At 45.5% G+C, this 26,278-nt stretch carries 26 protein-coding genes, 10 tRNA genes and 1 riboswitch; of the genes, 28 read left to right on the top strand and 8 right to left on the bottom strand.

Annotated elements, in window-relative coordinates; all coding sequences use genetic code 11:
• Positions 1-56 precede the first annotated feature (56 nt).
• Positions 57-347, top strand: coding sequence for a hypothetical protein (locus DESRU_RS17265; protein ID WP_013843367.1), 291 nt, complete (start codon positions 57-59; stop codon positions 345-347).
• A 32-nt stretch (positions 348-379) separates the two neighbouring features.
• Here the strand turns inward: DESRU_RS17265 and DESRU_RS17260 are convergent, their stop codons facing one another.
• On the bottom strand, positions 380-886 hold the full coding sequence (locus DESRU_RS17260) for a gamma carbonic anhydrase family protein (RefSeq protein ID WP_013843366.1): 507 nt from the start codon (positions 884-886) through the stop codon (positions 380-382).
• An 84-nt stretch (positions 887-970) separates the two neighbouring features.
• Positions 971-1,264 (bottom strand): hypothetical protein, encoded by a 294-nt coding sequence (locus DESRU_RS17255; protein WP_013843365.1) that lies wholly within the window; start codon positions 1,262-1,264, stop codon positions 971-973.
• A 250-nt stretch (positions 1,265-1,514) separates the two neighbouring features.
• On the opposite strand from DESRU_RS17255, the gene DESRU_RS17250 reads away from it, so the two are divergent.
• A complete protein-coding gene (locus tag DESRU_RS17250; protein WP_238446320.1) occupies positions 1,515-2,630 on the top strand; it encodes a coiled-coil domain-containing protein in 1,116 nt (371 codons plus the stop codon).
• A gap of 308 nt (positions 2,631-2,938) precedes the next feature.
• On the opposite strand, the gene DESRU_RS17245 is transcribed toward DESRU_RS17250, so the two are convergent.
• The 3 genes from DESRU_RS17245 to DESRU_RS17235 all read right to left on the bottom strand — a co-directional run bounded on the left by DESRU_RS17245 (position 2,939) and on the right by DESRU_RS17235 (position 5,840).
• Entirely contained in the window at positions 2,939-3,178 is a 240-nt protein-coding gene (locus DESRU_RS17245) for a hypothetical protein (RefSeq protein ID WP_013843363.1), read from the bottom strand.
• Between the two features lie 184 nt (positions 3,179-3,362).
• Complete coding sequence (locus tag DESRU_RS17240; RefSeq protein WP_013843362.1) at positions 3,363-4,124, bottom strand: hypothetical protein; 762 nt, start codon at positions 4,122-4,124, stop codon at positions 3,363-3,365.
• A 132-nt stretch (positions 4,125-4,256) separates the two neighbouring features.
• Entirely contained in the window at positions 4,257-5,840 is a 1,584-nt protein-coding gene (locus DESRU_RS17235) for an ABC transporter substrate-binding protein (protein ID WP_013843361.1), read from the bottom strand.
• 114 nt (positions 5,841-5,954) lie between these two features.
• Between DESRU_RS17235 and DESRU_RS17230 the strand changes: the two genes are divergently transcribed.
• Complete coding sequence (locus DESRU_RS17230) at positions 5,955-6,818, top strand: TIM barrel protein (protein WP_081462083.1); 864 nt, start codon at positions 5,955-5,957, stop codon at positions 6,816-6,818.
• A gap of 35 nt (positions 6,819-6,853) precedes the next feature.
• Here the strand turns inward: DESRU_RS17230 and DESRU_RS17225 are convergent, their stop codons facing one another.
• Complete coding sequence (locus DESRU_RS17225; RefSeq protein WP_013843359.1) at positions 6,854-7,333, bottom strand: hypothetical protein; 480 nt, start codon at positions 7,331-7,333, stop codon at positions 6,854-6,856.
• Positions 7,334-7,538: 205 nt separating this feature from the next.
• Here DESRU_RS17225 and DESRU_RS21370 point away from each other — a divergent pair, with 205 nt between their 5' ends.
• From DESRU_RS21370 to DESRU_RS17175, 10 genes are all read left to right on the top strand, one after another.
• Positions 7,539-7,646: a pyruvoyl-dependent arginine decarboxylase gene (locus DESRU_RS21370; protein ID WP_238446319.1), complete on the top strand. Its 108-nt coding sequence runs from the start codon at positions 7,539-7,541 to the stop codon at positions 7,644-7,646.
• A 247-nt stretch (positions 7,647-7,893) separates the two neighbouring features.
• Positions 7,894-8,727 (top strand): polyamine aminopropyltransferase, encoded by an 834-nt coding sequence (speE, locus tag DESRU_RS17215; protein ID WP_013843358.1) that lies wholly within the window; start codon positions 7,894-7,896, stop codon positions 8,725-8,727.
• A gap of 208 nt (positions 8,728-8,935) precedes the next feature.
• Positions 8,936-9,012 (top strand) — tRNA-Asp (locus DESRU_RS17210).
• Between the two features lie 12 nt (positions 9,013-9,024).
• Positions 9,025-9,100 (top strand) — tRNA-Phe (locus DESRU_RS17205).
• Between the two features lie 10 nt (positions 9,101-9,110).
• A tRNA-Gly gene (locus DESRU_RS17200) sits at positions 9,111-9,185 on the top strand.
• Between the two features lie 9 nt (positions 9,186-9,194).
• Positions 9,195-9,269: transfer RNA gene (locus DESRU_RS17195), tRNA-Cys, on the top strand.
• Between the two features lie 371 nt (positions 9,270-9,640).
• Positions 9,641-10,210, top strand: a complete 570-nt coding sequence (dut, locus tag DESRU_RS17190; RefSeq protein ID WP_143758812.1) for a dUTP diphosphatase — start codon at positions 9,641-9,643, stop codon at positions 10,208-10,210.
• A 67-nt stretch (positions 10,211-10,277) separates the two neighbouring features.
• Positions 10,278-10,353 (top strand) — tRNA-Phe (locus DESRU_RS17185).
• A 10-nt stretch (positions 10,354-10,363) separates the two neighbouring features.
• Positions 10,364-10,438 (top strand) — tRNA-Gly (locus DESRU_RS17180).
• 8 nt (positions 10,439-10,446) lie between these two features.
• A tRNA-Cys gene (locus tag DESRU_RS17175) sits at positions 10,447-10,521 on the top strand.
• Positions 10,522-10,599: 78 nt separating this feature from the next.
• Here the strand turns inward: DESRU_RS17175 and DESRU_RS17170 are convergent.
• Positions 10,600-11,190 (bottom strand): hypothetical protein, encoded by a 591-nt coding sequence (locus DESRU_RS17170; RefSeq protein ID WP_013843356.1) that lies wholly within the window; start codon positions 11,188-11,190, stop codon positions 10,600-10,602.
• Positions 11,191-11,367: 177 nt separating this feature from the next.
• Here DESRU_RS17170 and DESRU_RS21560 point away from each other — a divergent pair, with 177 nt between their 5' ends.
• The 8 genes from DESRU_RS21560 (at position 11,368) to lpdA (ending at position 18,091) form a co-directional block, all read left to right on the top strand.
• On the top strand, positions 11,368-11,490 hold the full coding sequence (locus tag DESRU_RS21560; protein WP_013843355.1) for a hypothetical protein: 123 nt from the start codon (positions 11,368-11,370) through the stop codon (positions 11,488-11,490).
• A gap of 65 nt (positions 11,491-11,555) precedes the next feature.
• Positions 11,556-11,630, top strand: a tRNA-Gly gene (locus DESRU_RS17165).
• Positions 11,631-11,637: 7 nt separating this feature from the next.
• Positions 11,638-11,714, top strand: a tRNA-Asp gene (locus DESRU_RS17160).
• Between the two features lie 73 nt (positions 11,715-11,787).
• Positions 11,788-11,874 (top strand) — tRNA-Leu (locus DESRU_RS17155).
• A gap of 135 nt (positions 11,875-12,009) precedes the next feature.
• Positions 12,010-12,186: an aspartyl-phosphate phosphatase Spo0E family protein gene (locus tag DESRU_RS20635; protein WP_013843354.1), complete on the top strand. Its 177-nt coding sequence runs from the start codon at positions 12,010-12,012 to the stop codon at positions 12,184-12,186.
• A 508-nt stretch (positions 12,187-12,694) separates the two neighbouring features.
• Complete coding sequence (locus DESRU_RS20015) at positions 12,695-14,833, top strand: cache domain-containing protein (protein ID WP_081462039.1); 2,139 nt, start codon at positions 12,695-12,697, stop codon at positions 14,831-14,833.
• A gap of 203 nt (positions 14,834-15,036) precedes the next feature.
• Positions 15,037-15,141, top strand: a riboswitch (glycine riboswitch).
• A gap of 292 nt (positions 15,142-15,433) precedes the next feature.
• Positions 15,434-16,684 (top strand): serine hydroxymethyltransferase, encoded by a 1,251-nt coding sequence (locus tag DESRU_RS17145; protein ID WP_041275470.1) that lies wholly within the window; start codon positions 15,434-15,436, stop codon positions 16,682-16,684.
• A gap of 27 nt (positions 16,685-16,711) precedes the next feature.
• Positions 16,712-18,091, top strand: a complete 1,380-nt coding sequence (gene lpdA / locus DESRU_RS17140; protein WP_013843351.1) for a dihydrolipoyl dehydrogenase — start codon at positions 16,712-16,714, stop codon at positions 18,089-18,091.
• Positions 18,092-18,207: 116 nt separating this feature from the next.
• Here lpdA and DESRU_RS17135 read toward each other — a convergent pair whose 3' ends face one another.
• Entirely contained in the window at positions 18,208-18,411 is a 204-nt protein-coding gene (locus DESRU_RS17135) for a hypothetical protein (protein WP_013843350.1), read from the bottom strand.
• A 370-nt stretch (positions 18,412-18,781) separates the two neighbouring features.
• Here DESRU_RS17135 and DESRU_RS17130 point away from each other — a divergent pair, with 370 nt between their 5' ends.
• The 7 genes from DESRU_RS17130 to DESRU_RS17100 all read left to right on the top strand — a co-directional run bounded on the left by DESRU_RS17130 (position 18,782) and on the right by DESRU_RS17100 (position 26,278).
• The gene (locus DESRU_RS17130) at positions 18,782-19,786 is read left to right on the top strand and encodes a metal ABC transporter substrate-binding protein (protein WP_013843349.1); all 1,005 of its coding nucleotides are present in this window, start codon (positions 18,782-18,784) and stop codon (positions 19,784-19,786) included.
• A gap of 26 nt (positions 19,787-19,812) precedes the next feature.
• Positions 19,813-20,853, top strand: coding sequence for a CobW family GTP-binding protein (locus DESRU_RS17125; RefSeq protein WP_013843348.1), 1,041 nt, complete (start codon positions 19,813-19,815; stop codon positions 20,851-20,853).
• Positions 20,854-21,160: 307 nt separating this feature from the next.
• Positions 21,161-21,733: a helix-turn-helix domain-containing protein gene (locus tag DESRU_RS17120; RefSeq protein WP_013843347.1), complete on the top strand. Its 573-nt coding sequence runs from the start codon at positions 21,161-21,163 to the stop codon at positions 21,731-21,733.
• A gap of 46 nt (positions 21,734-21,779) precedes the next feature.
• Positions 21,780-23,351 (top strand): ABC transporter substrate-binding protein, encoded by a 1,572-nt coding sequence (locus DESRU_RS17115; RefSeq protein WP_013843346.1) that lies wholly within the window; start codon positions 21,780-21,782, stop codon positions 23,349-23,351.
• 64 nt (positions 23,352-23,415) lie between these two features.
• Positions 23,416-24,432 carry an ABC transporter permease gene (locus tag DESRU_RS17110; RefSeq protein ID WP_013843345.1) on the top strand — a complete coding sequence of 339 codons (1,017 nt, stop codon included), beginning with the start codon at positions 23,416-23,418 and terminating at the stop codon, positions 24,430-24,432.
• 3 nt (positions 24,433-24,435) lie between these two features.
• Positions 24,436-25,281 (top strand): ABC transporter permease subunit, encoded by an 846-nt coding sequence (locus DESRU_RS17105; protein WP_013843344.1) that lies wholly within the window; start codon positions 24,436-24,438, stop codon positions 25,279-25,281.
• A gap of 16 nt (positions 25,282-25,297) precedes the next feature.
• Entirely contained in the window at positions 25,298-26,278 is a 981-nt protein-coding gene (locus tag DESRU_RS17100) for an ABC transporter ATP-binding protein (protein WP_013843343.1), read from the top strand.

Here is a 26,278-nt window from a genome sequence, read left to right as displayed (position 1 = left end):
ATGTACTTTGTTGAATACACATATTGTAGCATCAGACGAAAGGGGTCTTCTAAAAAGTGCGATCTTATCTTTTTCCTGCCTTCACCATGGAATCCGAGGATTTTGAACGGGCTTTGCCTATGGCATTAAAGTTTTCCAAATCTCACAATATACCCTGCCGGGTGCTTAAAGAAGGAGATCTTTATGCTATCTGCTTTCGCGACAAGGCAATCGCCAGGGGCATTGTATATGGCCACCTTCATGAGAAAGAGTTGGATAAAAACTTTGGCAAATACGCAATCGCGGATACTGTTTATCTGCGTGAAGAGGATTTTGAACGAGGACTTTGCTGTGATCAACAGGAATAAAGAAAAAACCGGGGTATCCCGGTTTTTTTCTTTTAGCCTTCGGCATATTCCCGGGCCATTTGTAAATAATGGCGGGCCGACTCTCGCAGGTTGGCTCTTTCTTGATCGCTCAGTGAGCGTACAATACGGGCCGGGGAACCCAAGGCCAGAACACCCGAAGGGATTTCCTGATGCTCTTTCACCAGAGTTCCGGCTCCGATAAGGGATTCAGCACCAATTTTAGATCCGGTAAGCAGGATGGCGCCCATACCGATTAAACATCCGTCCTCAATGGTGCAGCCGTGCAAAATGGCACCATGCCCCACCGTGACTTCCTCCCCGATAATCAAGGGAAAGCCTTCATTTTGATGCAGCAAGCACCCATCCTGAATATTGGTGGCCCGACCGATTTGAATACCGTCCACATCTCCGCGAATCACTGCATTATACCATATGCTTACGTGATCCTGCAGTTCAACCCTGCCTACAACCACCGCCCCCGGCGCCAGATATACAGTAGGTTTAATCTGCGGTGTGTGTTTTAGATAGGGAAGTATCAAAAGTTTATCCTCCTAAAAAAAGGTAAAATTAACAAGTTGCAGATTTTCACATGGATAAAAAAACCCAACCGTTGGGTTGAGTTTTTAAAGATTGATGAGAATGGCTTTGTCTTCTTCGTTAAAGGTAGCTGGGAATTTTCCCTTGGCTTCAATGCCGAAATACTGTAAAAAACCCTTGGCGCCAATTCTGGTTTTGTTTAAAATTAAACCACTATCCGGTGCAGCAGCATTAATCCGGATGACCTTTGCAGTTCTATCATAAGCTAATTCAATATGATCTGCGTTTAGTTTGGCAGCTAAATTGCGGTTTAAAGTAATGTGATTTTTAGATACAGAAACATAGTTTTCTGAGCGGGGATAATACACTTCAAATGCCATTTCATGTAACCTCCTAAAAATGCTTTTGTTGATTATAACGTAACTAGAAAAAAATGTCAAACCAAAGCTTTGTCGTCTTTTGTAATATATGCGTAGTCATCATGTTTTTTATATTTTATATAGTTTGGAATAAACTTTAAATAAACTTTCTGTTAGGTAAATGGTAAAAAAGCATGGAATTATTCGGTTTTTTAAAAGTAAAATAAAGTGGAAGAAGTATTCGTTGTCACAATCACCTTTGTCGCTTAGAATGGTTCAGGAAGGGTGGCTGGAAGTCGTCATGCGTCGAGGTCTAATCTTTATTTTGATACTGGTAAATATTTTCTGGCATGGGTTGATGCCTGTTTGCAGTGCAGAGCCCCCCGAGGTGTTAAAACAACATCAATTATTGCAACAAAGGGAACAGCAAATTGTGGCTGAAATCATTCAAGTGGCATTAGCTTTGGACAGAGCACAGCGGGAGTATGACTTTGTACAAAAAAAACTGGCCGAAACCCATCAGAAAATACCGGCAGTGCGGGAGCAGCTTCAGCATTCCGAAAAGAAGCTGGCTTTATGCCGGGAGGAGTTAGGGGTATGGCTCAGGCATTTTTACATAGAAGGACAAAGGAGTTATTGGTTTATCTTACTGGGCGCGGTAAACCTGGGGGATTTTATTCAACGTTTAGCTTTGGTGGGTATCTTGGTTTCCCGTGGCGTGGAAGATATCAACAAAACCCTGGACAGTATTCGTGAAGTAAAAGAAAAGACGAACCAACTGGCCCTGTTGGAACAACAACTGGTCAACCAGGAAAAAAGATTAGGTCAGATTGTTTCACAAACCCAAGCTTTACAGGCTTCCCAACAAAAAATTTTGCAGCAGACCCGCCAAGAACTGGGGGAAAACCAGAGCAGAGTATTGCTGGTAGTAAATGGTCTACACGATGCCCTTAAGCCTCTAGAGACGTTGCTGGAAAGGTTCCGGGATGCTCCCTGGGATAAATACCGGCCGGACCGGCTTCAAATCCTGGGCACCGGAGTACGGGCTGAATATACTGAAAATACCATCTCAAAATTACTTTTTAGTGGGGAAGATTTTAGCGGGGTTAAAGCGAGTTTTTCCAATCGCTTATTTATTATTCAGGGAATTAACAAAGAGCAATTGCCTTTTGCCATAGCCGGGGAGCTTTCCGTCTCAGGAGAAAATGTTTGTTACCTGCCGAAGTCCATTACCATTGGGGATGTGACCCTGACCAAGGAACTGGTGACTGGAATTGGCGGTAAAGAGGGTTTAACCTATCCCGTGGGCTTGTTAATGGGCTGGCGGTTAAAGGCAATCACCATTGAGGAGGGCAAAGCGGTTTTTGAACTTTCCCCCGTTAAATAAAAGTGTGGCAAATTTACTTTTAATAGCGTACCAAAAATAATAACATAACGAACAACCGTTATAGGAATAGAACACGGATTGAACGGATGATACGGATTTGCACGGATTTTTAAATACAAATTTAAAATCCGTATATCCGTGGAAATCCGTAAAATCCGTGTTCTATTCTTTTTAAAAAAGAAGGGGATGGCAAAGGAACCATTCTGGATTCTTTTTGCAACAGCTTCTGTTTTATTGTGCTCAAGGCGTTAAGGAAGAATAACCGAATCTCTGTTGCTTTAAAGGCCGGACACAGATTAATTTTCTTTCTAGGAAATTTTTTGGATTGGGTCGCTGCTTTTGCGGCGGGCATGTTGATCATCGGCATAGTCACTGGAAATGAGGTAAAGATTTACCCAGAGGTCGTGTTCGTTGGGCTTTCCATCGAACTCCCTGGCCACATCCTTGAATTTTTTGATAACCCGGTCTTTAAAACCGGAGAATTCAACCAGCATATCAATGATATCCCGTTGATTATAAGCAGCGCCCTCTTTTAAAATTTTTGCCAATTTCTACACCTCCTGTAAATACTTTCCGAATTTGTGCTTTCATTATACTTCCGTAGACTAATCTTTGTTAAGGGGTGTAAATTGTCTAAATAATCCTAGTTTTGTAAATGAAGCCAATAATGGGCAAAATAATAAGGGCCTTTAGCAAGGCCCTGACCAAAATTTCCTTATGTTTTACGGATTTTTAGAACTGATATTGCTGTCCCTGTTGGTTCAGATAGTTGGCTTGAGCAGAACTTAGTCCGTAAGTTCCTAAGTTTTGTCCCATTTTCTGGGAGGCTTGGCCCATTTGATTCTGGCCAAACTGTCCTTGATTATACTGGCTCTGGCCAAATTGAGTTTGTCCAAACTGCCCTTGTTGGGTATATTGTCCAAAACTTTGATTTTGTCCAAATTGCGGAGAGGTAGAGGCGCTAATCACGTTGCTCATGCTTCCGGTGGTCTGGTAAGAAGGAATGCTTTGAGATAAACCGGAACCACCCATTAGATTGCCCAGGGTTCCGCCAGATTGATACTGACCGTAGGATTGAGAACTTTGGGGAGAGGTAGCGGAACTAATCACGTTGGTCAAGCTGCCTCCAAACTGACCGGGTTGCTGGGTCTGAGCAATAAAGGCATTGGAAGAGGTTCCATATTGTTGTCCCTGCCCGAACTGGCCATAGGTTGGGAACTGAGCGGAACCAAACTGGGTGGTTTGGTAGCCTTGGGAAGCCATTTGCTGAGAAAGGCTGGCAATCTGGCTTAATTCCTGGTTAATTCTCTGACAGGTCTGGCTAATGCGCTGCAACTGCTGAGTGGCGTTGCCTTCCGCCTGGGACATGCTCTGGAGTTGCTGCTGGTTGTTTTGCTCCCCTTGTCTGATTTGATTGCACATTTGTTCTACGCTGTTTAAATCATTGCGCAGAGAGCTAATGCGGGTTTGCAATTGCTGAATTTGTTGGGTCATTTTTTTACCTCCTTAGAATATGGTTCAAGTCTACCCATATTCTTTTCCAAAAAAAGAATCCTATGCAAAAAATTTAACATTTTTTCGCTACCTGTTGACCCCCTAAAGAGGTAAGTTTCGGTCTACTGCCTTTTATCTGAAGGCAGCCTTGTAGGCCTGGGAAAATAGGGGGATTCCATAGGGGTTCAGATGCACCTCTTTCACATCTTGCCGCAGGGCCACCCGATCCTTCCCATAATTAAGGGATACTAGAGGGGTGTCCTGAAGGACAATCTGCTGGGCATGATAGTAAAGTCTTTCCCTGACAGTTTCATCGGGTTCTTTCTGGGCTGCATTGATTAACCGGTCTACTTCAACGTTTTTATAACGGGTCAGGTTTGTCTGGGAATTTTGATCCGAAGAAAGCAAGGTATATAAGAAATTATCAGGATCCATATGATCTCCAACCCAACCAAATAAAAAGGCGTCTCCTTCTTGATCCCGCAGGGCGCTTTTAAATTCATGCCAGGGATAGGTTTTTACCTTGACCCGGAATCCCGCAGGGGACAATTGCTTTTTGATGATGTCTGCCAGAACCTTACCGCCCAGGGGATTATAGGGACGGCTGCAATCATAAGTAATGAGGGTTATATTCAGGCCGTCGGGGTAACCGTAGGCGCTTAACAAGGCTCTCGCTTTGTCCGTTCCGCCGGAGTAAGGTTTCAGGTCGGAGTTGTAGCCCAGGATTTTAGGAGGTAAAATACTATTGGCTGCTAAGGTCTTGTCATTAAATAATTTTTGTGCAATGATTTCCCGGTCAATGGCTACGCAAAGAGCCCTGCGAATTTTGTCATTGTTGAAGGGGGGACGGTTGTTAAACATTCCCAGATAGCCCAGGGAGGCAGCGGGTTGACTGGCAATATAGATGTGCTGGTTGCCAATTTCGTTGCTTTCCGGGCCGGAAATATCCGCGCCCTGTATTTCTCCGGTGTTTAAAGCAGAGAGACGTTGCTCCGGTGAGAGGGGTGTAAAGGCGAGGGACTTAATTTTAGCCTTGGTCCCCCAGTAATTTTCATTGGACATTAAAATGGCCGTGTCTTTTTGCCAGCCGGCTAAATAATAGGGGCCGGTACCCACCGGATACTGATGAAACTTATCCCCTTCCTTGGCAACCGCTGAAGGGCTGACCATAGGTGCAGCCCAGGGCATGGCCAGATTATGAAGAAACGGGGAGTAAGGGGTCTTGAGATGAAACCGAACCTTATAATCATCCATGATTTCTACCGATTGGACCATGCCAAAGACAAAACTTCCATAGGTCATAATATCTTTTTTTAATGGTTTTAATTGCCGTTCTACGGAAAATTTAACGGCCTGGGCATTAAAGGGGGTTTCGTCATGAAAAAAGACATTGCGCCGCAAATTAAAAACCCAGCTTAGTCCGTCCGGGGATATTTCCCAACTGGTTGCCAGGGCAGGTTCTATTTGGGTGGAATTCGGTTTGTAACGAACCAGCCCTTCAAAGACATGGGCCATCACTTTGGCTTCCGAAAGGGCGCTGGACTCCGCCGGGTCCAGGGTTTGAATGGATTCGGAAAGGCCATAGCTTACTTCAGCTTGTTGGGGAAGAGCTTCCCTTTTAACCGCAGGAATATGCTGCCAACGACTATTTAAAAATAAAGAAAATAAGCTTATGATAATAAGGATCAGGCCCAGTTGGTATCGTTTGATGCGCATTCCAGGATCCCTCCGGTTTGTATTTTATTACTTTAATTCTTCATAAAAAATTGATGACCTTCCATTAAATGTAAATATTTATAATTTATTACAATTTTGTTGAAAGGGGATAGAATCTTGGTTTGGTTTGGTTCAGCGGGTGCACCGGACTCCTTTTATAGTCAAGGCTACAAAAGTTCTTTGGACATGCCCGCTTGGTTAGCGGCCCGGGGGCTTAACGCCTATGAATATCAATGCAGTCGTGGTGTGCGAATTAGAGAAGAAATGGCTAGGGAACTGGGGGAAAGGGCCCGTCAACAGGGCATTCGGCTATCCATTCATGCGCCCTACTATATTAATCTAAGCACCGAAGATTCCGAAAAACGCCTAAAAACAAAGGGCTACCTGCTGGATTCCCTGCGGGCTGCCCAATGGATGGGAGCAACCACCGTTGTTTTTCATCCTGGGGGAGGGCCCGGTGAAAACCGCCGGCAAACCTTTAAGCGAGCAAAGGATTGTCTCAAGGAGATTTTAGAAGAAGTAGCGGAAGCGGGGCTGAGTCATATATTTTTGGCGCCGGAAACCATGGGTAAAGTCAACCAGATGGGTTCCCTGGAAGAGGTGTTGGAGCTATGTCGGTTGGCGCCCCAGGTGGTGCCCTGTATTGACTTTGGACACATTAATGCGGTGACCCAGGGAGGTTTGAAGGAGAAGAGGGATTTTGCCAGGGTTTTAGATCAGGTGGCAGAAGTTTTAGGACACAGCGCGCTGAAACATTTGCATGCTCATTTCAGCCCCATCGAATTTACCCGGGCGGGTGAGAAAAAGCACTGGACCCTGAAAGAAAGCCACCTCTATGGGCCCGATTTTGCTCCTTTGGCTCAGTTGATTTTTGAACGTAAGCTGGAGCCCATCGTCATTTGTGAATCTCAGGGGACCCAGGCAGAGGATGCCCTTGTTTTTAAAAGCCTTTATGAGAAACAAAAGGCAGGGGAGTAAATAAAGACGCCGCAAGGCGTCTTTATTTAGGTAAATTAGTGGGTTTCAACGTTTTGGCCACCCTGCTGTCCCAAGACCTGAGCAGCTTCCTGGGCCCGGTTGTCATCCGCTTTTACCGATACCATAACCTTGCCCTGTTTAATGCGGTCCTCATATTCCCGACCCTTTTCAGCAGGGATGCCATAATCAACCAATCCCCCGGCAATCCCCCCGGTGGCAGCACCGGAGAGGGTGGCGGCAATAGGACCGGCGGCGATTAAAGGCCCAAAACCGGGAATGGCTAAAGCGCCGGCACCCAGGGCAAGGCCAGCCAAACCACCGATGGCAGCACCACTGGAAGTACCGTTGGTGATGCTGTCTCCACCGGTGTAGTTAGAGGTACGACCGCTGTTATTACCTTCCTCCTGTCCCTTTGCTAAAACAGAGATTTCTTTGTCGAAGCCTTTGTTTCGCAATTCTCGCACGGCGTGTTCGGCCTGATCCCGGGAAGAGAAGAATGCGGTAATGGTTTTCAAAAGACATACCTCCTTTTTGGATGGATGGTGCTACAAAATTAGGTTACCCATCGCAAGGAAGCTCATTCCTGACAAAAAATACTTATCATAACAAAATTTTTTGTGACTGGTAAAAAACAGTTTATTTTTAATTTGAGTTTGGTATAATAAATTTTGTGTTTGAGAAATTACGTTAATTGATTTAAAAAAGAGAGGAGAACGGAGAATGTTGCCCAACCCTGAGAAATATTTTGTGACTGCGGCTTCTTCTGAGGGTAAAAGCAGGTTAACGGCCTTTGACAATGCTTTGTTAAAGGTTTTATGGACAATATAAACTTGCTTGGGGCATTCAGTCTTCTGCCTCCAGTGCCGAATATGACCCGGAACGGGATGCTTCCTTCTCCTCTGGTTACCACTTACCTATGGTTATATCATTGGTGCAAAGCTGGAAGAGCCTTTGAGACCGGGGTATGGAGTGAATGGAAGTTAAAATGGCGGCTGTGGAGCACCGGGTGGATCGGATTGGTTGCGCCATGGCAGCAGTCTCTCTCTGATATTAAGTATAAGGAGGTATTTGTTTCATGGAGTTATGGTTTACTGAAAAAGATACGGTTCCTGGTTTAGCCCTCAGTGTAAAGGTGAATAAAGTTTTACACAGGGAAAAAACCGATTTCCAAGATCTGGCCATTGTGGATACCCCCATTTTCGGGCGTATGCTTTTTTTGGATAACATTATAATGACCAATATTAAAGATGAGTTTGTTTACCATGAAATGATCAGCCATGTAGCATTAAATACACATCCCAATCCCCAAAAAGTGTTGGTCATTGGTGGTGGAGACGGTGGGGCGATTCGTGAAATTATCAAACATCCCAAAGTCGAAAAGGCTGTATTGGTTGAAATTGACCGTCGTGTAGTGGAAACGTCCAAAGAATACCTGCCGGAAATTGCCTGCGGGCTGGATGACCCGAAAGTGGAAGTCCTTTATGAAGATGGCATTAAGTATGTAAATGAGCATAAAAATGAATTTGATGTGATTATTGTTGACTCCACTGACCCCATCGGTCCTGCTGTAGGACTGTTTGAAAGCAATTTTTATAAAAGCTGCTACGATTCTTTGAAGGAAGACGGTATTTTTGTAGCCCAAACAGAATCCCCCTATTATAATGAAGAATTGATCCCGCAAATCCAAAAGAATCTTCGGGCACTCTATCCCATAACCAAGCTCTATTTAGCCTTTATTCCTACCTATCCCGGCGGATGCTGGAGTTTTACCATGGGTTGCAAGAAGTACGACCCCGAGACCGTTGACTTGAGCAATTGGCCAGGCTATCCCACCCGCTATTACAATCCTGAAATCCACAAAGCGGCCTTTGTATTACCAAACTTTGTTCGGGAACTGATCAAAGAGTAATAAAAAAATCATTGACTGTATGCTATTAGAGGCTGGCAAGGTTGCAAGTCATTCCGCCACGGTTGGTAACCCTTGGTGCCTTGTCAGCCATAACTTTATCCGGTAGAAAAATTGAGGTTAAAAATTCTTAACGTAAAAGAAAAATTCATTTGACTTATCAATGCAGTTTTTGTATACTTATCAATGTCAGCGGCGAGCGCTGCTTTCTGGAGCTGTGGTGTAGTGGCCTAACATGCCTGCCTGTCACGCAGGAGATCGCGGGTTCGACTCCCGTCAGCTCCGCCATATCAAACATATGCCTCGATAGCTCAGTTGGTAGAGCAGCGGACTGAAAATCCGCGTGTCGCTGGTTCGATTCCGGCTCGAGGCACCATCTTAAACATGCGGAAGTGGCTCAGTGGTAGAGCATCGCCTTGCCAAGGCGAGGGTCGCGGGTTCGAATCCCGTCTTCCGCTCCATTTTTATCTGGCGGCATAGCCAAGTGGTAAGGCAGAGGACTGCAAATCCTCCATTCCCCAGTTCAAATCTGGGTGCCGCCTCCAGTTAAATGAAACACCTGTCAAACGGTGTTTTTTTATTGTAGCATTATTCTTCCTTTTTATGGACAGCCGGTTGTGGACATACAGGGATGGTTTACGCCAAGCAAATTTTCTAATAGGAAATTTTATGCCTAAAACACCCGGTTGCTATTTACACAACCGGGTGTGTGTATTGTGAAATCTTTTTATGAAAAAAACGATCAATCGTTGAACACGAATAATATAATGGATTAGATTTGTATTATGATTCACAAACTTGGAATTTTTAATAAGAATTTTTTTATTAATTTTCTGAATTAGCAGGAGAAAAGAGACTTTTGTGTCGAAGTGATAAATATCACAAAATGTTGTCTTTTTAAGGAGTGTTTATGGGGATGCTTGAAACCTGCAAGCGGTGCAAGTACGGGGTTGAAATTATTCGCGGAGACTACAAATGTGAAAAACAAGAAATAAAAATTACCAGGGATGAAGCTCTTTATCCCTTTAGACGTTGTAAGTGGTTTGTTTTTAAAAGTAGTCTGGTTAAAGTAAAAAAGCTTCACGCTCTGGCTGTTGTCCCTAAAAGGGCCACCGTTGAGAGCGCGGGCTTTGATCTACACTGCATTGAGGACTTCTCCATCCGGCCAGGGGAGCATTACACAACCCATACAGGGTTGGCTTTTGAGATTCCCCCCGGTTATGTCATGCTTATTTACCCCCGCAGCGGCAATGCTAAAAAACATGGCATTACTTTGAGCAATGCGGTGGGTGTTGTGGATTCGGACTACCGGGGTGAAGTCATGATTTTAATGTACAATGCCGGAACCCATGAAGTATTTTTCCAGGCCGGCGATCGAATTGCCCAGGCGATTATTCATACACTGCCGGATATTGAACTGGTTGAATGCGAAGAACTCAGTGAAACCGAGAGAGGTCGAGGAGGATTCGGCAGTACCGGTTCATAATCCTGTAATGGTAAAAAATCGGTCTTGATTTAAGTTTTAAATTATGATAAATTTTATAATTGTCAGCGCCTCGATAGCTCAGTTGGTAGAGCAGCGGACTGAAAATCCGCGTGTCGCTGGTTCGATTCCGGCTCGAGGCACCATTTTAAACAGGCGGAAGTGGCTCAGTGGTAGAGCATCGCCTTGCCAAGGCGAGGGTCGCGGGTTCGAATCCCGTCTTCCGCTCCACTTGTTATGGCGGCATAGCCAAGTGGTAAGGCAGAGGACTGCAAATCCTCCATTCCCCAGTTCAAATCTGGGTGCCGCCTCCATTATATTGTTCACACCACCTGCTATAGCAGGTGTTTTTTATTAGTGGGATAAGAAGAAGTTCGGCGAAACCGAACTTCTTACAGCCTTTTTCTCTTTTTAGGCCGGCTTTTTTGTATGGCGATTCTTGGTTCATTAAAAATTTCGGTATGAAAGGTTGGCGCTGCGTCATAAACTGTGTGGGAAACCTCTTTAAGAACTCTGGAGATGACCCCTTCTTTATCTTCCATCTCAATGGTGGACTGTATAACCGGCAGCAGGGGTTTTTCTTCAACAGATTCCGGAGTCCTCGCTTTTATTCCATCCTTATTATTCACGGCCTCTTTACAGGACGGATACTGCGCCAGTGTGAGGGCGGATATTTGAGTGTTCAGGGAATGAAGTTGAACCAAGGTTTCCTCCAGGGCCAATACTTCTTCCGGAGTTCCCTCCACTCCCAGGGCTTTAATGCTGTCTTCTTCCATTAATTGAACCCATTCGGATACAACCTCCAGACCGTTGCGCAAATCCCGAAAACCCTTTTGCACCTGTTCGCCGATATGTTTTTCCAGCTCTTCCTGCCGCACAGATAGATCCAGGACTTCGTTTCTTTCTGATCGGGTCAACATAGACAAGGGTTTATCCAACCGGCTGATCCTATCTACAATGTCCCGGTACTGTCTGAATAACATCCATGAAAACCTCCTTTTACCACTTTAAATAAAAGATTCTGCACCAAAAAGGAAATTCCTTCCATATTAAGAAAGTTAAGTAAATATTTTGTGTGTGTTAATGGTAGCAAGTAGGGTTATACTTTTACCAACAGGAAAGTAATGGTATACTCAATAAAAAGATCAGGATGTGTTTCTATGGACTCAATGTTAAACTTTTATAGCCAGTTAAGCAGAACCGATTTAATTTTTATGTTTCTCGCGGTAACCGCTGCTTTAGCCGCCACCATCATTGGTTTTAATCGTAGATATAGGGAGTAACTCTATCGGTTGGATATTGACTTGCTTGTATCCGGTATGATATATTAATATTTGTCGCGAGAAGTGCGGAAGTGGCTCAGTGGTAGAGCATCGCCTTGCCAAGGCGAGGGTCGCGGGTTCGAATCCCGTCTTCCGCTCCACTTTTTTGGAGCTGTGGTGTAGTGGCCTAACATGCCTGCCTGTCACGCAGGAGATCGCGGGTTCGACTCCCGTCAGCTCCGCCATTTTATTCCCTTTGGAATCGAATTATTGACAAATACCCTCGGCAGTTGTTATACTCAAAAACAGAAAATCTTTGCCCGGGTGGCGGAATAGGCAGACGCACAGGACTTAAAATCCTGCGGTTTCACGACCGTGCCGGTTCGACCCCGGCCCCGGGCACCAATTATAGAGAGATTCAGAAAAAGCTTACCCCAAGAAGGGTGAGCTTTTTATTGTTTTGTGGCCAAAATGTTGCAGGACAGGGTTTTCTTATTTTTCCACCGGGCATGCTATATCAAAACCTTGGGAGGGATCGGTATGCCACAGGATCTGAAGGGCATTTTGCGACTCATCGACGAACTAAGAAGGAAGCTGCACAATGAGAGTGAGGGTAAGCTATTGACCGACCCTGAGGTAGTTGAGGCCAGTGAGGAATTGAACAGAGTGCTGAATAAGTATTATGGTCTACTAAAGGAGAAGGAGGAAAAAGGCTAGCAGAGGTGGCGGCAATTTTTTTGATTAGTGCTGAGAAGAATATAATTTGGGGGTTGTCACTAACTGGTTTTTTTCATTGACATCACTAAAAGGTCGAAAAAGCGGTGAAGTGGTCGGTTTGTATACCTTTACATTTTGATTTTCTTCATCTATATTTACTATAGGATCCTCAAGGTGAAAAAAAGCACAAAAATGAATTTCAGCTCTTATAGTAGTAGTATTCTAACTATAAATTAACGAAAAACTGTGGACTTTAATTTTAAAATAGCATTAAAACCTTGTCCTTCAGTTTAAAAAGCATAGAAAGTAAAAGAAGGGAAGGCGTTAAACCTTCCTTTTCTTTTCTTAAAAATAGACTTGAAAACACATTTAGAGTAATGCTTCAACTTATTTTTTAACTACGCGACATAAATCGACTGCCTTTATCCTTGATTATTGTGGACTTCCAGTGATATATTTTTTTTTTGAAAATTATTAATTTATTGTAAATTTTTTACATATTAAAACGATGAGGTTTAAAATGATAAGAAGATTCAGCAAGGCTAGTATTAAGAGTAAATTAATTACTTTGGTTCTAGTAATTATTATGCCGGTGATTCTCTTACTGTCATATACGTTTTCAGAATATCGTAAGGTGGAAGTAACGCAAGCCCAAGAGAATACCAAGCGATTAGTCACTCAGGCTACTGAAAATTACAATAGAACTATAAAATGCACCAAACAAATGCTGCAACTCTTGGCTTTAAATCCTCAAGTGCTAAATATAGATTGGAGTAATGAACTATATCGTTCGTTACTTGCGGAACATCCCGAATATTCTATTATAGGGATGCTTGATGTAAAAGGTAATCTAATTTGCAGCGCCCCTCAATCTACGGAACCACTCAATTTTTTTGCAAGGCCCGCATTCCAACGGGCATTGCAAACCGGTAGGTTCTCTATTGGAGAATATTATGTGGGACCGATAACCGGTCAAACGGTGATTACCTTTTGTTATCCCGTTATGGACCATAATGGAAAGGTGAACGGGGTTCTTTTTACCGGGCTCAAATTAAGTTATCTTACCGATATTGCCTGGCAGTACAAGCTACCTGAAGGTTCCAGCTTAACTTTATGTGATGGAAAGGGAAAAATCCTGGCCCGCTTTCCCGATAATGATCGCTGGACAGGGAGAACGGTTCCCGAGGCCTTAAGAGATGCTGTGGTTAAGGGTAATGTAAAAAGCATACAAGCCTTGGGGGTTGATGGAACAGAGAGAATTTATTCCTTTACTCCCTTAAGTAGCTTTCCTAACAATGATAGAGCTTTATACATTTATTCCGGTATTCCCAAGCATGTAGTATATACTACCTCCAACGGTATATTGCAAAAAAACATTACCGTCATTATTATTGTTACCTTAGCCTCCGTAGCTTTAATTCTAATTAGTGGAACTTTGCATCTATTGAGACCCTTGAATAATCTGGTAAAAGTAACCAAGGAACTGTCTTCGGCCAACTTGAATGTAAGGACCAACTTACCCTATGACGGTGAGATTGGTTTATTAGCAAAATCCTTTGATGAAATGATTATATCTTTAGAAAAGTATGCAAAAAAGCTGGAGAATGCAGAACGAAAATATAAATCATTGGTTGAGCAATTGCCAGTGGTGGTTTATCTCTCACAATTACCCGATCAAAAGCCCATCTATATTAATCCGTATTTACATAAGGTATTAGGATTTTTTGCTGAGGAATGGCTTGGTAAACCGAAGATTTGGATGGAATACATCTTTATAGAAGACAAAGAGCGTGTGGAAGAAGAATTCCGAAACAGCGTTGCAAATAAAACTGATTTTGTCTCTGAGTACCGTATGGTGCATCGTAATGGTCAAGTGGTTTGGGTTCAGGAGCATGCTGAATTGCTGTTTGATGAAGAAGGCAAATCCTATGCCATCCAGGGGATTATGCAGGATATCACTGAGAGAAAACGTTATGAAAATGAATTAATAAAATTAGACCGATTAAATTTAATCGGGGAAATGGCTGCCGGCATCAGTCATGAAGTAAGAAATCCCATGACAACCATCCGGGGGTTCTTACAGATGCTGCGTGAAAAAGAGAGCCGATATAAAAGTTATTACGACTTAATGATTGAAGAGCTGGACCGGGCGAACTTAATTATTACTGAGTTTTTATCCATTGGCAGAAGCAAGCCCACAGGCTTGGAAGTACAAAATCTTAATCATATTATTAGCAGCTTGATCCCTTTAATTAAAGCGGATGCTGCCAATCAGGACAAAAACCTGCAGATTGATATCAGCGAGATACCGGATATCTTATTAAATGAAAATGAAATCCGTCAGCTCATATTAAATCTGTGCCGTAATGGCTTGGAGGCAATGCAGCAGAGTGGGGGTTATTTAACCATCAGAACCTATAGGGACCCCAATCACCTGGTGCTGGTGGTCCAGGACCAGGGCGAGGGAATTAAACCGGAGTATTTAGAAAAGCTGGGAACCCCTTTCTTTACCACAAAAGACTACGGAACGGGTTTAGGGCTTGGTATTTGTTACAGTATTGCCGCCCGTCACAATGCCACCATCAGTATTGATACCGGACCCAAAGGAACCACCTTCTATGTTAAGTTTGAATGCAGTTCGTGTTAGAAAGAGAAATCCTTTGCATCTAGCCGGTGTTGCCCACACAAAACCCAGCAATGATTTTGATAAGACAGACAGGGATCATTATGATATAATAAAATATCTGTTACAAAGGATATTGAGAACGGCAAAAAGGCCGTGCGGTAAAAATCTTCTTAAAAGATTTGGCTTAATTAAGCACCCGACCATATAAAACCAAATAAAATCGGATGAAGAATACGGGAGAGACCTCTGGCTGAGGCGCCGAAGGAGTAAAGGAGCGGTGAAGCGAAACCGGTTTTGAAACTCTCAGGTAAAAGTACTGTATTCAGACGATACTCTGGAGAGTTTTCATGAGGCGGCAAGTTTTATGAAACACCCAAGGGGATAGCTTCGCAAGAGGTGAATCTTTCAGGTTAAAGGACAGAGGAAACAGCAAAGACTGTTTCCTCTGTCCTTTTATTTTGCAGTCAAGAACAAATCCTTTGGGAGGGAGGTTGATACATATTGAAAATCCTGTTCATTAGGGCCCAAGGGAGAAAGGGCAGGAGGGATCCTGACGGTAGGAAACTTGGATGAAAGGCAGTAAGGCAGCCCTGCCTAAGGGCGAAGCTTAAATAACCAAGGATGATAAAAAGGGGGAAGAAAATAGTGAACTACTTAATGCAAGATCCCGAAGCGGCTGAAATTGTAGAATTGGAAAGGATGCGTCAAAATCGTAAGATTGAATTAATTGCTTCGGAGAATTTTACCTCCCAGGTGGTGATGGCGGCTCAGGGCAGTGTCTTAACCAATAAATATGCGGAAGGTTACCCGGGTAAAAGATATTATGGCGGTTGCGAATATGTGGATAAGATGGAGAATCTAGCCATACAAAGAGCCCAGAAATTATTTGGCGGGGAACATATTAATGTGCAGCCCCATTCCGGGGCTCAGGCCAATTTTGCCGTGTACTTTGCGGTTCTAAAACCCGGGGACAAGATTATGGGGCAAAATTTGAATGATGGAGGGCATCTAACCCACGGCAGTCCGGCCAATGTATCCGGTTCCTACTTTGAAGTAAAGTCCTATGGTGTGGATCCCGAAACCCACCGGCTGGATTATGAAAAAATTGCGGCCCTGGCCCGGGAATACAGACCCAAAATGATCGTGGCAGGCACCAGCGCCTATCCCAGGACCATTGATTTTCAAAGGTTCAGGGAAATTGCCGATGAAGTGGGTGCCCTCCTTTTAGTGGATATGGCGCACATTGCCGGGCTGGTGGCAGCAGGCCTGCATATGAGCCCCGTTCCCTACGCTGATTTTGTGACTACCACCACCCATAAAACCTTGCGGGGACCCAGAGGCGGCATGATTCTGTGTAAAAAGGATTATGCTTCGGCGGTTAACAAGGCCGTTTTTCCCGGTACCCAGGGCGGACCGCTGATGCATGTGATTGCGGCCAAAGCAGTTGCCTTTGGCGAAGCGTTAAAACCCGGTTTTATAGATTATCAAAAACAGGTGTTAAAAAATGCTTCATTTCTAGCCCAAGAACTGCAAAAAGCCGGTTTTACCCTGGTATCCGGCGGGACGGATACTCACTTGATCCTGGTGGATCTGCGCAATCGGAATATGACCGGAAAAGAAGCTGAGAAAAGATTGGATGAGATTGGGGTGACCGTCAATAAAAATACCATCCCCTTTGAGCCGCTCAGTCCCTTTGTTACCAGCGGCATCCGAATCGGCACACCGGCCGTGACCACCCGAGGATTTAAAGAAGCGGAGATGGCCGAGGTCGCCGGCATTATTAACACGGCTCTTTCAGATCAATTTAATGAAAAAGCAGAGGAACTGAAGCAAAGGGTGAATGAAATATGTGTTAAATATCCCATTTATTAAGGTATATTAATACCTGGAGGTGTTATCTTGAACTATCGCATCGTAATTATAGGCGGGGGGCCCGGCGGCTATGTAGCAGCCATCCGGGCCGCCAAATTGGGAGCTAAAGTGGCTTTGGTGGAAAAAGATCAGGTGGGCGGCACATGTTTAAATTGGGGATGTATTCCCACCAAAGCGCTGGTAAGTCAGGCCGCTTTAGTGGCTGCTATCCGCCGGTCGGAGGAACTGGGGATTCAGGTTGGCCAGATAGCGGTGGATTATGGGCGGATGAAGGAGCGCAAGGATCAGGTGGTAAACAAACTGGTGGGTGGAGTGCAATATCTGCTGAAGAAGAACAAAGTGGAGGTGATTCAGGGCGCCGGTCGTATTGTCGCCCCCGGTCAGGTTAAGGTGGACTTAAAGGACGGCGGTGAGATGGTCTTAGATGCAGAAAACATTATCTTGGCCACCGGCACCCGCCCGGCTTTGATTCCCGCCCTGGGCTATGACGGACAGCGGGTGATGACCTCCGATGAAATCCTCAACCTGACAGAACTGCCCGGGGAAATGTTAATTATCGGCGGCGGTGTGATTGGCTGTGAATTTGCCTGCATCTTTGCCGAGCTGGGAGTTAAGATCACCATTGTGGAAGCCCTGCCGACCCTGTTATCCACAGTAGACCGGGATGTTCAGAGACAGATGCAAAGCATTTTGAAAAAACGCGGCATTACGGTTAAGACCAAGTCCAAAATAACGGCTGTAACCAAAACCGCAGATAAAGTGATGGCGTTGTTGGAGAACGGCGAAGAATTGGTGGCGGATAAAATACTGATTTCCATTGGACGTACCATGAATTTAGCAGAGCAAGGCCTGGCGGAATTGGGCGTTCAGTTTAACGACCGGGGGGCAGTCCAGGTGGATAGCCGGCTGCGCACCAGCGTGCCGGGTATCTATGCCATTGGGGATATTACCGGGAAAATTCAGTTGGCACATGTGGCTTCCGCCCAGGGAATGGTGGCTGTGGATCATATCATGGGCAAGGAAAAGGAGATGGACTACAGCGTTGTGCCCAGTTGCATCTTTACCATACCGGAAACAGCCGGCGTAGGCTTAACAACCCAAGAGGCCGAGGCTCGGGGCATCAAAATAAAGGCCGGCAAGTTCCCCTTTATGGCTTCGGGAAAGGCGGTTGCCATGGGTGAAACCGAGGGGTTTGTCAAAATACTGGCCGATCCGGATACAGACCGTATCCTGGGCGTCCATATACTGGGGCCCCACGCAACCGACCTCATTGGCGAGGCAACGTTGGCCATCCAGTTAGGGGCTACCGTAGAGCAATTGGCCGGGACCATTCATGCTCATCCGACTCTTTCTGAAGCTGTGCTGGAAGCAGCGGAGGCGTTGCATGGTATGGCTGTCCACATTTAATGAAGACTCCGAACTTTTAATCGTCCTGTTGAAGCCGGCATCGTAAAAGGGTGCCGGCTTTTTTCTGCGTCTGTCCGGACCTGTTCAACCGGTGTTGTCGATAGAATTTGTTTAAGTTATTTCTTTGATTTTTCGGTACTGACATGAATATTGGGGTTGCTTTGACCATTAACCGTAACCTGTGGATTTACTGTAGTGTTTTTGGCCGGAGCGACCGTTGCCTGAGTATGGCCATGTTTGGTTTCCAGATATTTTTCATACCCCATGGTACCGCTCACAATCAGAGCAACAATGGCGTATACAATAAGAAATTTTTTCATCACCTATCGCCTCCAGGCTGATTGTCTCATGCAAATCTTAAAATAACCTTAAACCAATGATGGATCACAGAGCCTCAGGGTTCCTTTTTAATGATTTATTATTTTATAAACATAGTTTAAAAGCAATAGGTTGGATGTGGTACAAATTCTGATCAAGAAACAACTCTATTTGCTCAAAATCAGACAACATGAAATTATTCTTTAATTTCCTTTCTGCAGTTGACATATATTGGGTAAATGTTTCATAATGAATATTAGATCAGAATAATTCTTATTTAGGTGGGTGGTATAAAATTTAAATTATTGTTTAGTAAAAATTACGGACAAGCGGGTTAACAAACCCTCAAAAGGATAAAAGGAGGAACCTTGGGTGAAAAAATTTTTTGCGGCGCTGGTAGTTTTGTTATTTACGGGCTTACTGACTGGTTGCGGGTCGGCTGAAAACACCGGGCAAAAGGAACAATTGACCGTCTATACCAGCTTCTACCCCCTTTATGATTTTGCCAAGCAGGTGGGGGGAGACAAAATTATTGTTAAAAACGTTGTACCGGCGGGAGCTGAACCTCATGACTGGGAGCCTAGTCCCCAGGACGTTGCGGAAATGACCAAGGCGGACGTTTTAATTCTTAGCGGCACCGGCATGGAACCCTGGGCTGAAAAGGTATTGGCCAACATTGATCAAAGCAAGGTAACTGTTATTTACGGCGGGCAAAATATTGAATTAATTGAGGGCACGGCGCATGAACATGAGGGCGAAGAAGAACATGGCCACGAACAGGAGGCTCATGAGGCCGCCCATCATGAGGAATCCGGTGAGGCTGAGGAGCATGACCATGATCACGGTGGTAAAGACCCCCATATCTGGCTGGACCCTGTAAATGCTAAAATCATGGTAGATAATATTCAAGCCGGTTTGGCCAAAGCGGATGAGAAAAACAAGGCTGTTTATGAAGCCAATGCCGAGGCCTACAAAAAAGAATTGGATAAACTCCATGAAGAATATCAGAAAGGTTTAGCCAACGCTAAAATTAAAGAATTTGTAACTTCCCATGCAGCTTTTGGCTACCTGGCCAAGCGTTATGGTCTGACCCAAGTTCCGGTACGGGGCCTGTCTCCCGAAAGTGAGCCCAGTCCGGCAGATATGGCGGAGGTTGTTGAGGTGGCACGGGAGAAGAATATAAAACATATTTTCTTTGAGACCCTGGTAAGTCCCAAAGTTTCCGAGGTGATTGCCCATGAAGTAAAGGGAGAAACCCTGGTGTTGAACCCTCTGGAAAGTTTATCGGAGGAAGAGATTGCGGCAGGTAAAAATTACCTTACCGGAATGCGTGACAATCTTAAAAACCTGGAAATTGCTGTGGGAGCTGTGGAATAAACATCCAACCAGGGAGGTCTTGATGAATGAGGGTACCGGTAGATATTATTTCAGGTTTTTTAGGAGCGGGTAAAACAACTTTAATTAGCAAATTGTTGGACGAGTGTTATCAGGAGCAAAGGGTTTTTTTGCTGGAGAATGAATATGGTGAGGTAGGGATTGACGGTTCACTGCTGGCAAATCAGAAGGTCGAAGTGAAGGAGATATACTCCGGTTGTATTTGCTGCTCTTTAAAAGGGGACTTTACGCAGGTGCTGCTGGAGGCTCTGGATAAGGTAAAACCCCAGCGGATTATCATAGAGCCCACCGGCGTGGGTAAACTGTCCGAAATTCTAAGTGTTCTGGAGCAGGATGTCTTTCAGCAGCGATTAACGGCTGAGCATATTATTACCGTGGTGGATGCCCTGAAGGCGGAGATTTACCTGCGCAACTTTGGTGAATTCTTTAAAGATCAGGTGAAACATGCCCGCACCTTGGTTTTGAGCAAAAACGATGCCCTGACAGGGGATCAAGTCCGGGAGTTAATGCAAATGCTCCGGCCGATAAATCCAACTGCCGCATGGGTTACCACACCCTGGGAAAATTTAAAAGGCAAACAGATTCTAGAGGTAACTCATTCTCCGGAGGTTATGTTCACCCGAGAATTTCCCTCTTTAAAGATTTCCCTTGGGTCGCAGCACTCTTGTGGCTGCGGTTGTCATCATTCAGGTGAACACCGCCAGCATCATGAATGCAACTGCCATTCCGGCAAACATCCCCATCATTTGCATGCAGCACCGGAAGTTTTTCAGGGCTGGTCCTGGGAAAGTCCAAAAGCCTTTAGCAACGAATCTTTGCAGCGGGTTTTAACCCTCCTCGGCAAAGACAGTCAATTGGGCTATGTTCTGCGCGCCAAGGGGATTGTGCCGGGAGAGGACCAGTGGCTTCATTTTGAATATGTGACCGGCGACTGGAAAATTACCGCAGCCTCCCCTCAACCCATCGGTCGGGCGGTGGTGATTGGTCAGAATTTAAAAACGGACCGATTAAATCATTTGTTTGAAAAGTGTGTAGAGATCGGTTGTTGATATGCCGCATTTTCTGATCCGGACAATCCATATTTAAATTAAAGAGAAGCGGCCTGTACTTTAAACAGCAAAGGGCTGCAAGGAACAGAGAAATTTTTTATTGCCAAACCCTATGGTTTATGCTAACATAACTTAAAATTAAATATTCAACAAAGATGTTGAGCGAGCAAAGGTGCTATATGCAGATATAGGACCTTTTTTTTGTTTTGTTTGTTTACCCATATTAAAAAAAATATAGCCCAAATAAAATTGCAGCTTGAACTGACCGAATCAATGGCTGGTTAAAGGAGATTGAGGTGAGTGGCAGATGTCTCAAGATACCGAACAAAATGTTTTTTATAAAATATTGGGATCAAAAATCCGCACCCTGAGGGATGAACGGCAGATGACCCTAAAGGACCTATCAAGCAAAGCTCAAATTTCCCCGGGGCTTTTGAGCCAGGTAGAGAGGGGGATGGTGCAGCCCTCCCTGGATACCCTTTGGAAAATAACTTCGGCTTTAAACATTACGCTTTTTTATCTTTTTGAACAGGTAGAAAGTAAAAGCGTTGCTGTGGTTCGCAAGGAGAAGCAAAAGAAGATAGAAATACCCCAGAGTAATGTGCTGTATCAACTATTGTCTCCGGATATAAACCGAAAAATTGAATTTCTCATGCTTAAATTGAAGCCGGGGAATCATCCGGGAGAACTGATCAGTCATCCCGGTGAGGAATGTGGTGTTGTTATCCAAGGGACCATCGGTATACGCATAGGAGGTGAACAATATATTTTAAATCAGGGTGACAGTATTTATTTTGACAGTAGTATTCCACACCGTTTTTATAATCCGGGCAGCGAAGAAGCCATCGGGGTTTGGGCGATGACGCCTCCAACTTTTTAAAAAGGAAGCTATCCTATTGAAGATGGGAGAAATGAGGAGGGAAATCATGAAGAGGTTATTCGTATTTGCAATGATGTTGGCTCTAATGATCAGCGGTTGTGGCGGAGGAGGGGAGGACAAAAAACAGACAGGTTCCCCATCCCCCTCCGATACACTGGTTGTGGGCATGTCCATGGACCTGGCAACCCTGGATCCTGCCGTATCCATGGACAATGCCTCCTGGAAAATCAGCTATCCCTGCTATGACAGGCTGGTAAAATATAAAACCGAAAACGGCAAAGGGAGCACCGAGGTGGAACCCATGGCGGCCCAATCCTGGGAGGTAACGCCCGACGGCAAAGTGTGGACCTTTAAACTGCGGGAGGATATAAAATTCCATGACGGTTCTCCTTTAAATGCTCAGGCTGTGAAATTTTCCTTTGACCGGGTTTTGCAAATGGCCAAAGGTCCTGCGGATTACTTTACCACCCTGGATAGTGTGGAGGCGGTGGACGAATATACCGTAAAATTTACCTTGAAAGAACCCTTCCCGCCTTTTCTTTATACACTGGCCACCAGCCCCGGCAGCATTGTTAACCCCAAGGTAATGGAACATGAGAAGGACGGGGATATGGCCTCCGGCTGGCTGGGAGAACACACCATGGGCAGCGGTGCCTACGAACTGGTTGAATGGAACCGGGAGCAGCATTTGAAACTGCGGGCGGTAGAGAATTACTGGGGGGGTCAGCCCCAGCTCAAAACAATTTTAGCCAAGATTGTCAAGGATCCTTCCGCTCAGCGCCTGCAGCTTGAAAATGGCGATCTGGACATTGCCGAAGGGATACCCGTTGATCAGTTGGAAAAATTAAAAAGCAATCAGGATATAAAAATTATTGAGAATCCCAGTCTGTTGGTCAATTATATCTACCTTAACAATCAGAAAAAGCCCCTGGATAACGTGAAAGTCCGTCAGGCCTTAAACTATGCCATAGACTACGACGGCATGATCCAGGGAGTGATGCTGGGCAATGCCACCCAGGTCAAGGGGCCCATTCCGGAGGGACTCTGGGGACATGACCCCAATGTAAAACAATATAAACTGGATTTGAATAAATCCAAGGAACTATTGGCTGAAGCAGGATATCCTCAGGGATTTACAATTAAATTGCTTTATGCCGATTATAAACCCTGGTGGGAGCAGGAAGCGCTGATTATTCAGGATAATCTCTCCAAAGTGGGCGTAAAAGTGGAGTTGGAGAAGCTTGCCTGGGCCACCCTGCGGGATAAAGTGGACCGAGCGGATTTCGATATCTGCCTGGGTGTCTGGAGCCCCGATTATGCGGATCCGCACATGTTTATGAATTACTGGTTTGATTCTGAAAACCACGGATTGGCAGGCAACCGGGCTTTCTATCAAAATTCCCAGGTTGACCAACTGCTAAGAGAGGCAGCCCGGATTAATGACCAGGAAAAACGTACGGAGTTATACCGTCAGGTCCAGAACATGGTGATGGAGGAAGCGCCCTATATCCTTCTTTTCCAAAACAATTCCCTGGTACCCATGCGTAAAAACATAGAAGGTTATGTTTATAATCCCATGCTGGAAAGTATGTATAACTTTGAAAATATGAAGAAGTAGACATTAAAATGGTTTGCGGGAACCGCCCTGGCGGGGCCCGCAAACCCTATGGAGTGCTGTGAAAATGTTTTTACTAAAATATTTAATCAAGAAAATTCCCCGTATGGTATTGGTCCTTCTGGGTGTGACCCTTTTTACTTTTATTATTTCTCATATGATACCGGGTGATCCCGCCAGGATGCTGGTAGGTCAGCGGGCCAGTGAGGAGACGCTGCTGAGAATGAGAGCGGAGATGGGGTTGGACCAGCCTGTTTACATCCAGTATGTGCAGTATATGAAAGCTTTGTTTCAGGGTGATCTGGGACTTTCCATCCGAACCCAGCAGCCGGTGTTGGAGGAATTAAAAACATTTTTTCCCGCTACCCTGGAATTAACACTGGTCAGTATGTTTTTGACACTGGTCATTGGCATTCCCCTGGGGGTTCTGGCCGCCCTTAAACGGGATAAAATCGCGGACCACCTCAGCCGAATCATTGCTCTGCTGGGGGTGTCCACACCCTTATTTTGGTCCGGGCTGATGGTGCTGTTGGTTTTTTATAAATATCTGAATTGGTTTCCGGCATCCGGAAGGATCGATGTTTTTCTTGCGCCGCCTCCGGAGGTTACCGGCATGTATTTGCTGGACAGCCTGCTGACCGGGGATAACAGACTGTTTTTTAACGCCCTGCATCACATGATCTTACCTGCCGCTTGCCTTGCTTATATTCAATTGGCCATTATCGCCAGGCAGGTTCGCTCCAGTATGCTGGAAGTGCTGGAACAGGATTATATCCGGACGGCGAAAGCCAACGGCCTGCCAAGATATAAAATTATTTTTCAATACGCCTTAAAAAATGCGCTGCTGCCCACCGTCACGGTGGCAGGGCTGATCTTTGGGGAACTGCTGGGTGGGGCCATTATAACAGAAACGGTTTTTGCTTGGCCGGGCATGGGGAAATATGTGGTGGATTCCGTCAGCTTTCTTGATTTCCCCGCCATTATGGGTTTCACACTGATCGTGGCCTTTTGTTATGTAATAATTAACCTGCTGGTGGACCTTCTTTATAAGATATTGGACCCTCAAATACGAGAGGTGAATTGATCAATGGTTTTAGACAGGCTGGATGGTTACTGGTACATTTTAAAAAGAAATCCCATGACTTTAGCGGGTTGCTTCATCGTTTTAATGATCCTGGCAATGGCTGCCTTGGCCCCGGTCATGGCCACCCATAGTCCGGTGGCCATTAATATGACGGAAAAACTTCAGCCACCCAGCATCCATCACTTTTTTGGCACCGATGAAATGGGACGGGATATTTACAGCCGGGTTCTTTATGGATGCAGGCTGTCACTGGGTGTTGGGACCTCTATTGTGTTGCTTGCCGCCACCCTGGGCATCCTCATCGGCAGCCTGGCGGGGTATGGAGGGGGAAGAAAAGATCAAGTGGTGATGGGGATAATGGACATCATCCTGTCTTTTCCTTCTTTGGTGCTGGCCATGGCCCTGGCGGCAGCTTTGGGACCCAGCCTTGTTAACGCCATGCTGGCGGTGGCCCTGGTTAAAATTCCTGTTTACGTGCGGCTGGCCCGGGGACAGGTTATTTCTTTAAAGGAAAAGCAGTATGTAAAGGCGGCGCGCTCCTTTGGCTCCACCCCGGGATGGATTATTACCAAACACATCATTCCCAACTGTATTGCACCGGTATTAATTCAGTTGACCCTGGGCATCGGAGAAGCGATCCTCATCGCCGCATCACTCAGTTTTATCGGCTTGGGGGCACAGCCCCCGGCGCCCGAATGGGGGGCCATGATCAGCACGGGACGTACTTATATTTTAGACCAATGGTGGTACGCCACATTTCCGGGACTGTTTATTTTCATTACCGTAATGGGTTTTAATCTGTTAGGGGACGGTGTACGGGATATCCTGGACCCCCGATCGAAAAAATAAGCCGGGAGAGAATAACATGACAACACTTCTTGCCATAAAGAATTTGACGGTGGATTTACCGGCCGGTGAAAGGATGGCCCGGATTTTGCGCGGGGTGTCCTTGGAGGTGAAAGCGGGAGAAATACTGGGCTTGGTGGGTGAATCCGGATCGGGCAAATCCATAACGGCTCTTTCCGTACTGCGGTTGCTTCCCGGTGGTAAAAAGACGGCCATGGAGGGAGACATCTTTTTTAAAGGGCAGAATCTTATTTGTAAAACCCCGCAGGAAATGCGCAGCATCCGGGGCAAACACATCTCCATGATTTTTCAGGAACCCATGACCAGCTTAAATCCCGCCTTTACCATTGGCAAACAAATCATGGATGTTCTGCTGGCCCACCAAAAAATAACGAAAAAAGAAGCCCGGGAAAAGGCTTTAAAGATGCTCAGCCGGGTGCAGATAACAGACCCGGAGAGAACCTTCTCCAGCTATCCTCACCAACTAAGCGGCGGGATGCGGCAAAGGGTCATGATTGCCGGTGCTTTATGCTGTGAGCCCAGTCTGTTAATTGCAGATGAGCCCACCACCGCCCTGGATGTAACCATTCAGGCCCAAATCCTGCGGTTAATGAAAGAGGCTGCCCTGGAAATGGGCACATCCGTTTTGCTGATAACCCATGATTTGGGAGTGGTGGCCCAAACCTGCTCCCGGGTTGCAGTGATGTATGCAGGAGAAATTGTAGAAATGGGAGAGGTCTCTCAAATCCTGCTGTCTCCCCGTCACCCTTACACCCGGGCCCTGCTGCCCACGGTGCCAAAGCTAACGGCCGGCGACCAACAGAAGCTGGAGTCCATCCCCGGTACGGTGCCGGATGCCTTTGCTCAGATTCAGGGGTGCCGGTTTCATCCCAGATGTGCCCTAAGCAAAGAGAAGTGCTTTAAACAAAAGCCCATACCAGTCAACCTTGGGTCTAACCGCCAGGTAACCTGCTGGCTGGAAGCACCATCGGAGGAATAG

Origin of the sequence: Desulforamulus ruminis DSM 2154, assembly GCF_000215085.1 — a bacterium.
Taxonomy (GTDB): domain Bacteria; phylum Bacillota; class Desulfotomaculia; order Desulfotomaculales; family Desulfotomaculaceae; genus Desulfotomaculum; species Desulfotomaculum ruminis.
The sequence above is the reverse complement of the archived record's forward strand: the minus strand, read 5'-3'. Positions and strand labels throughout refer to the sequence as shown.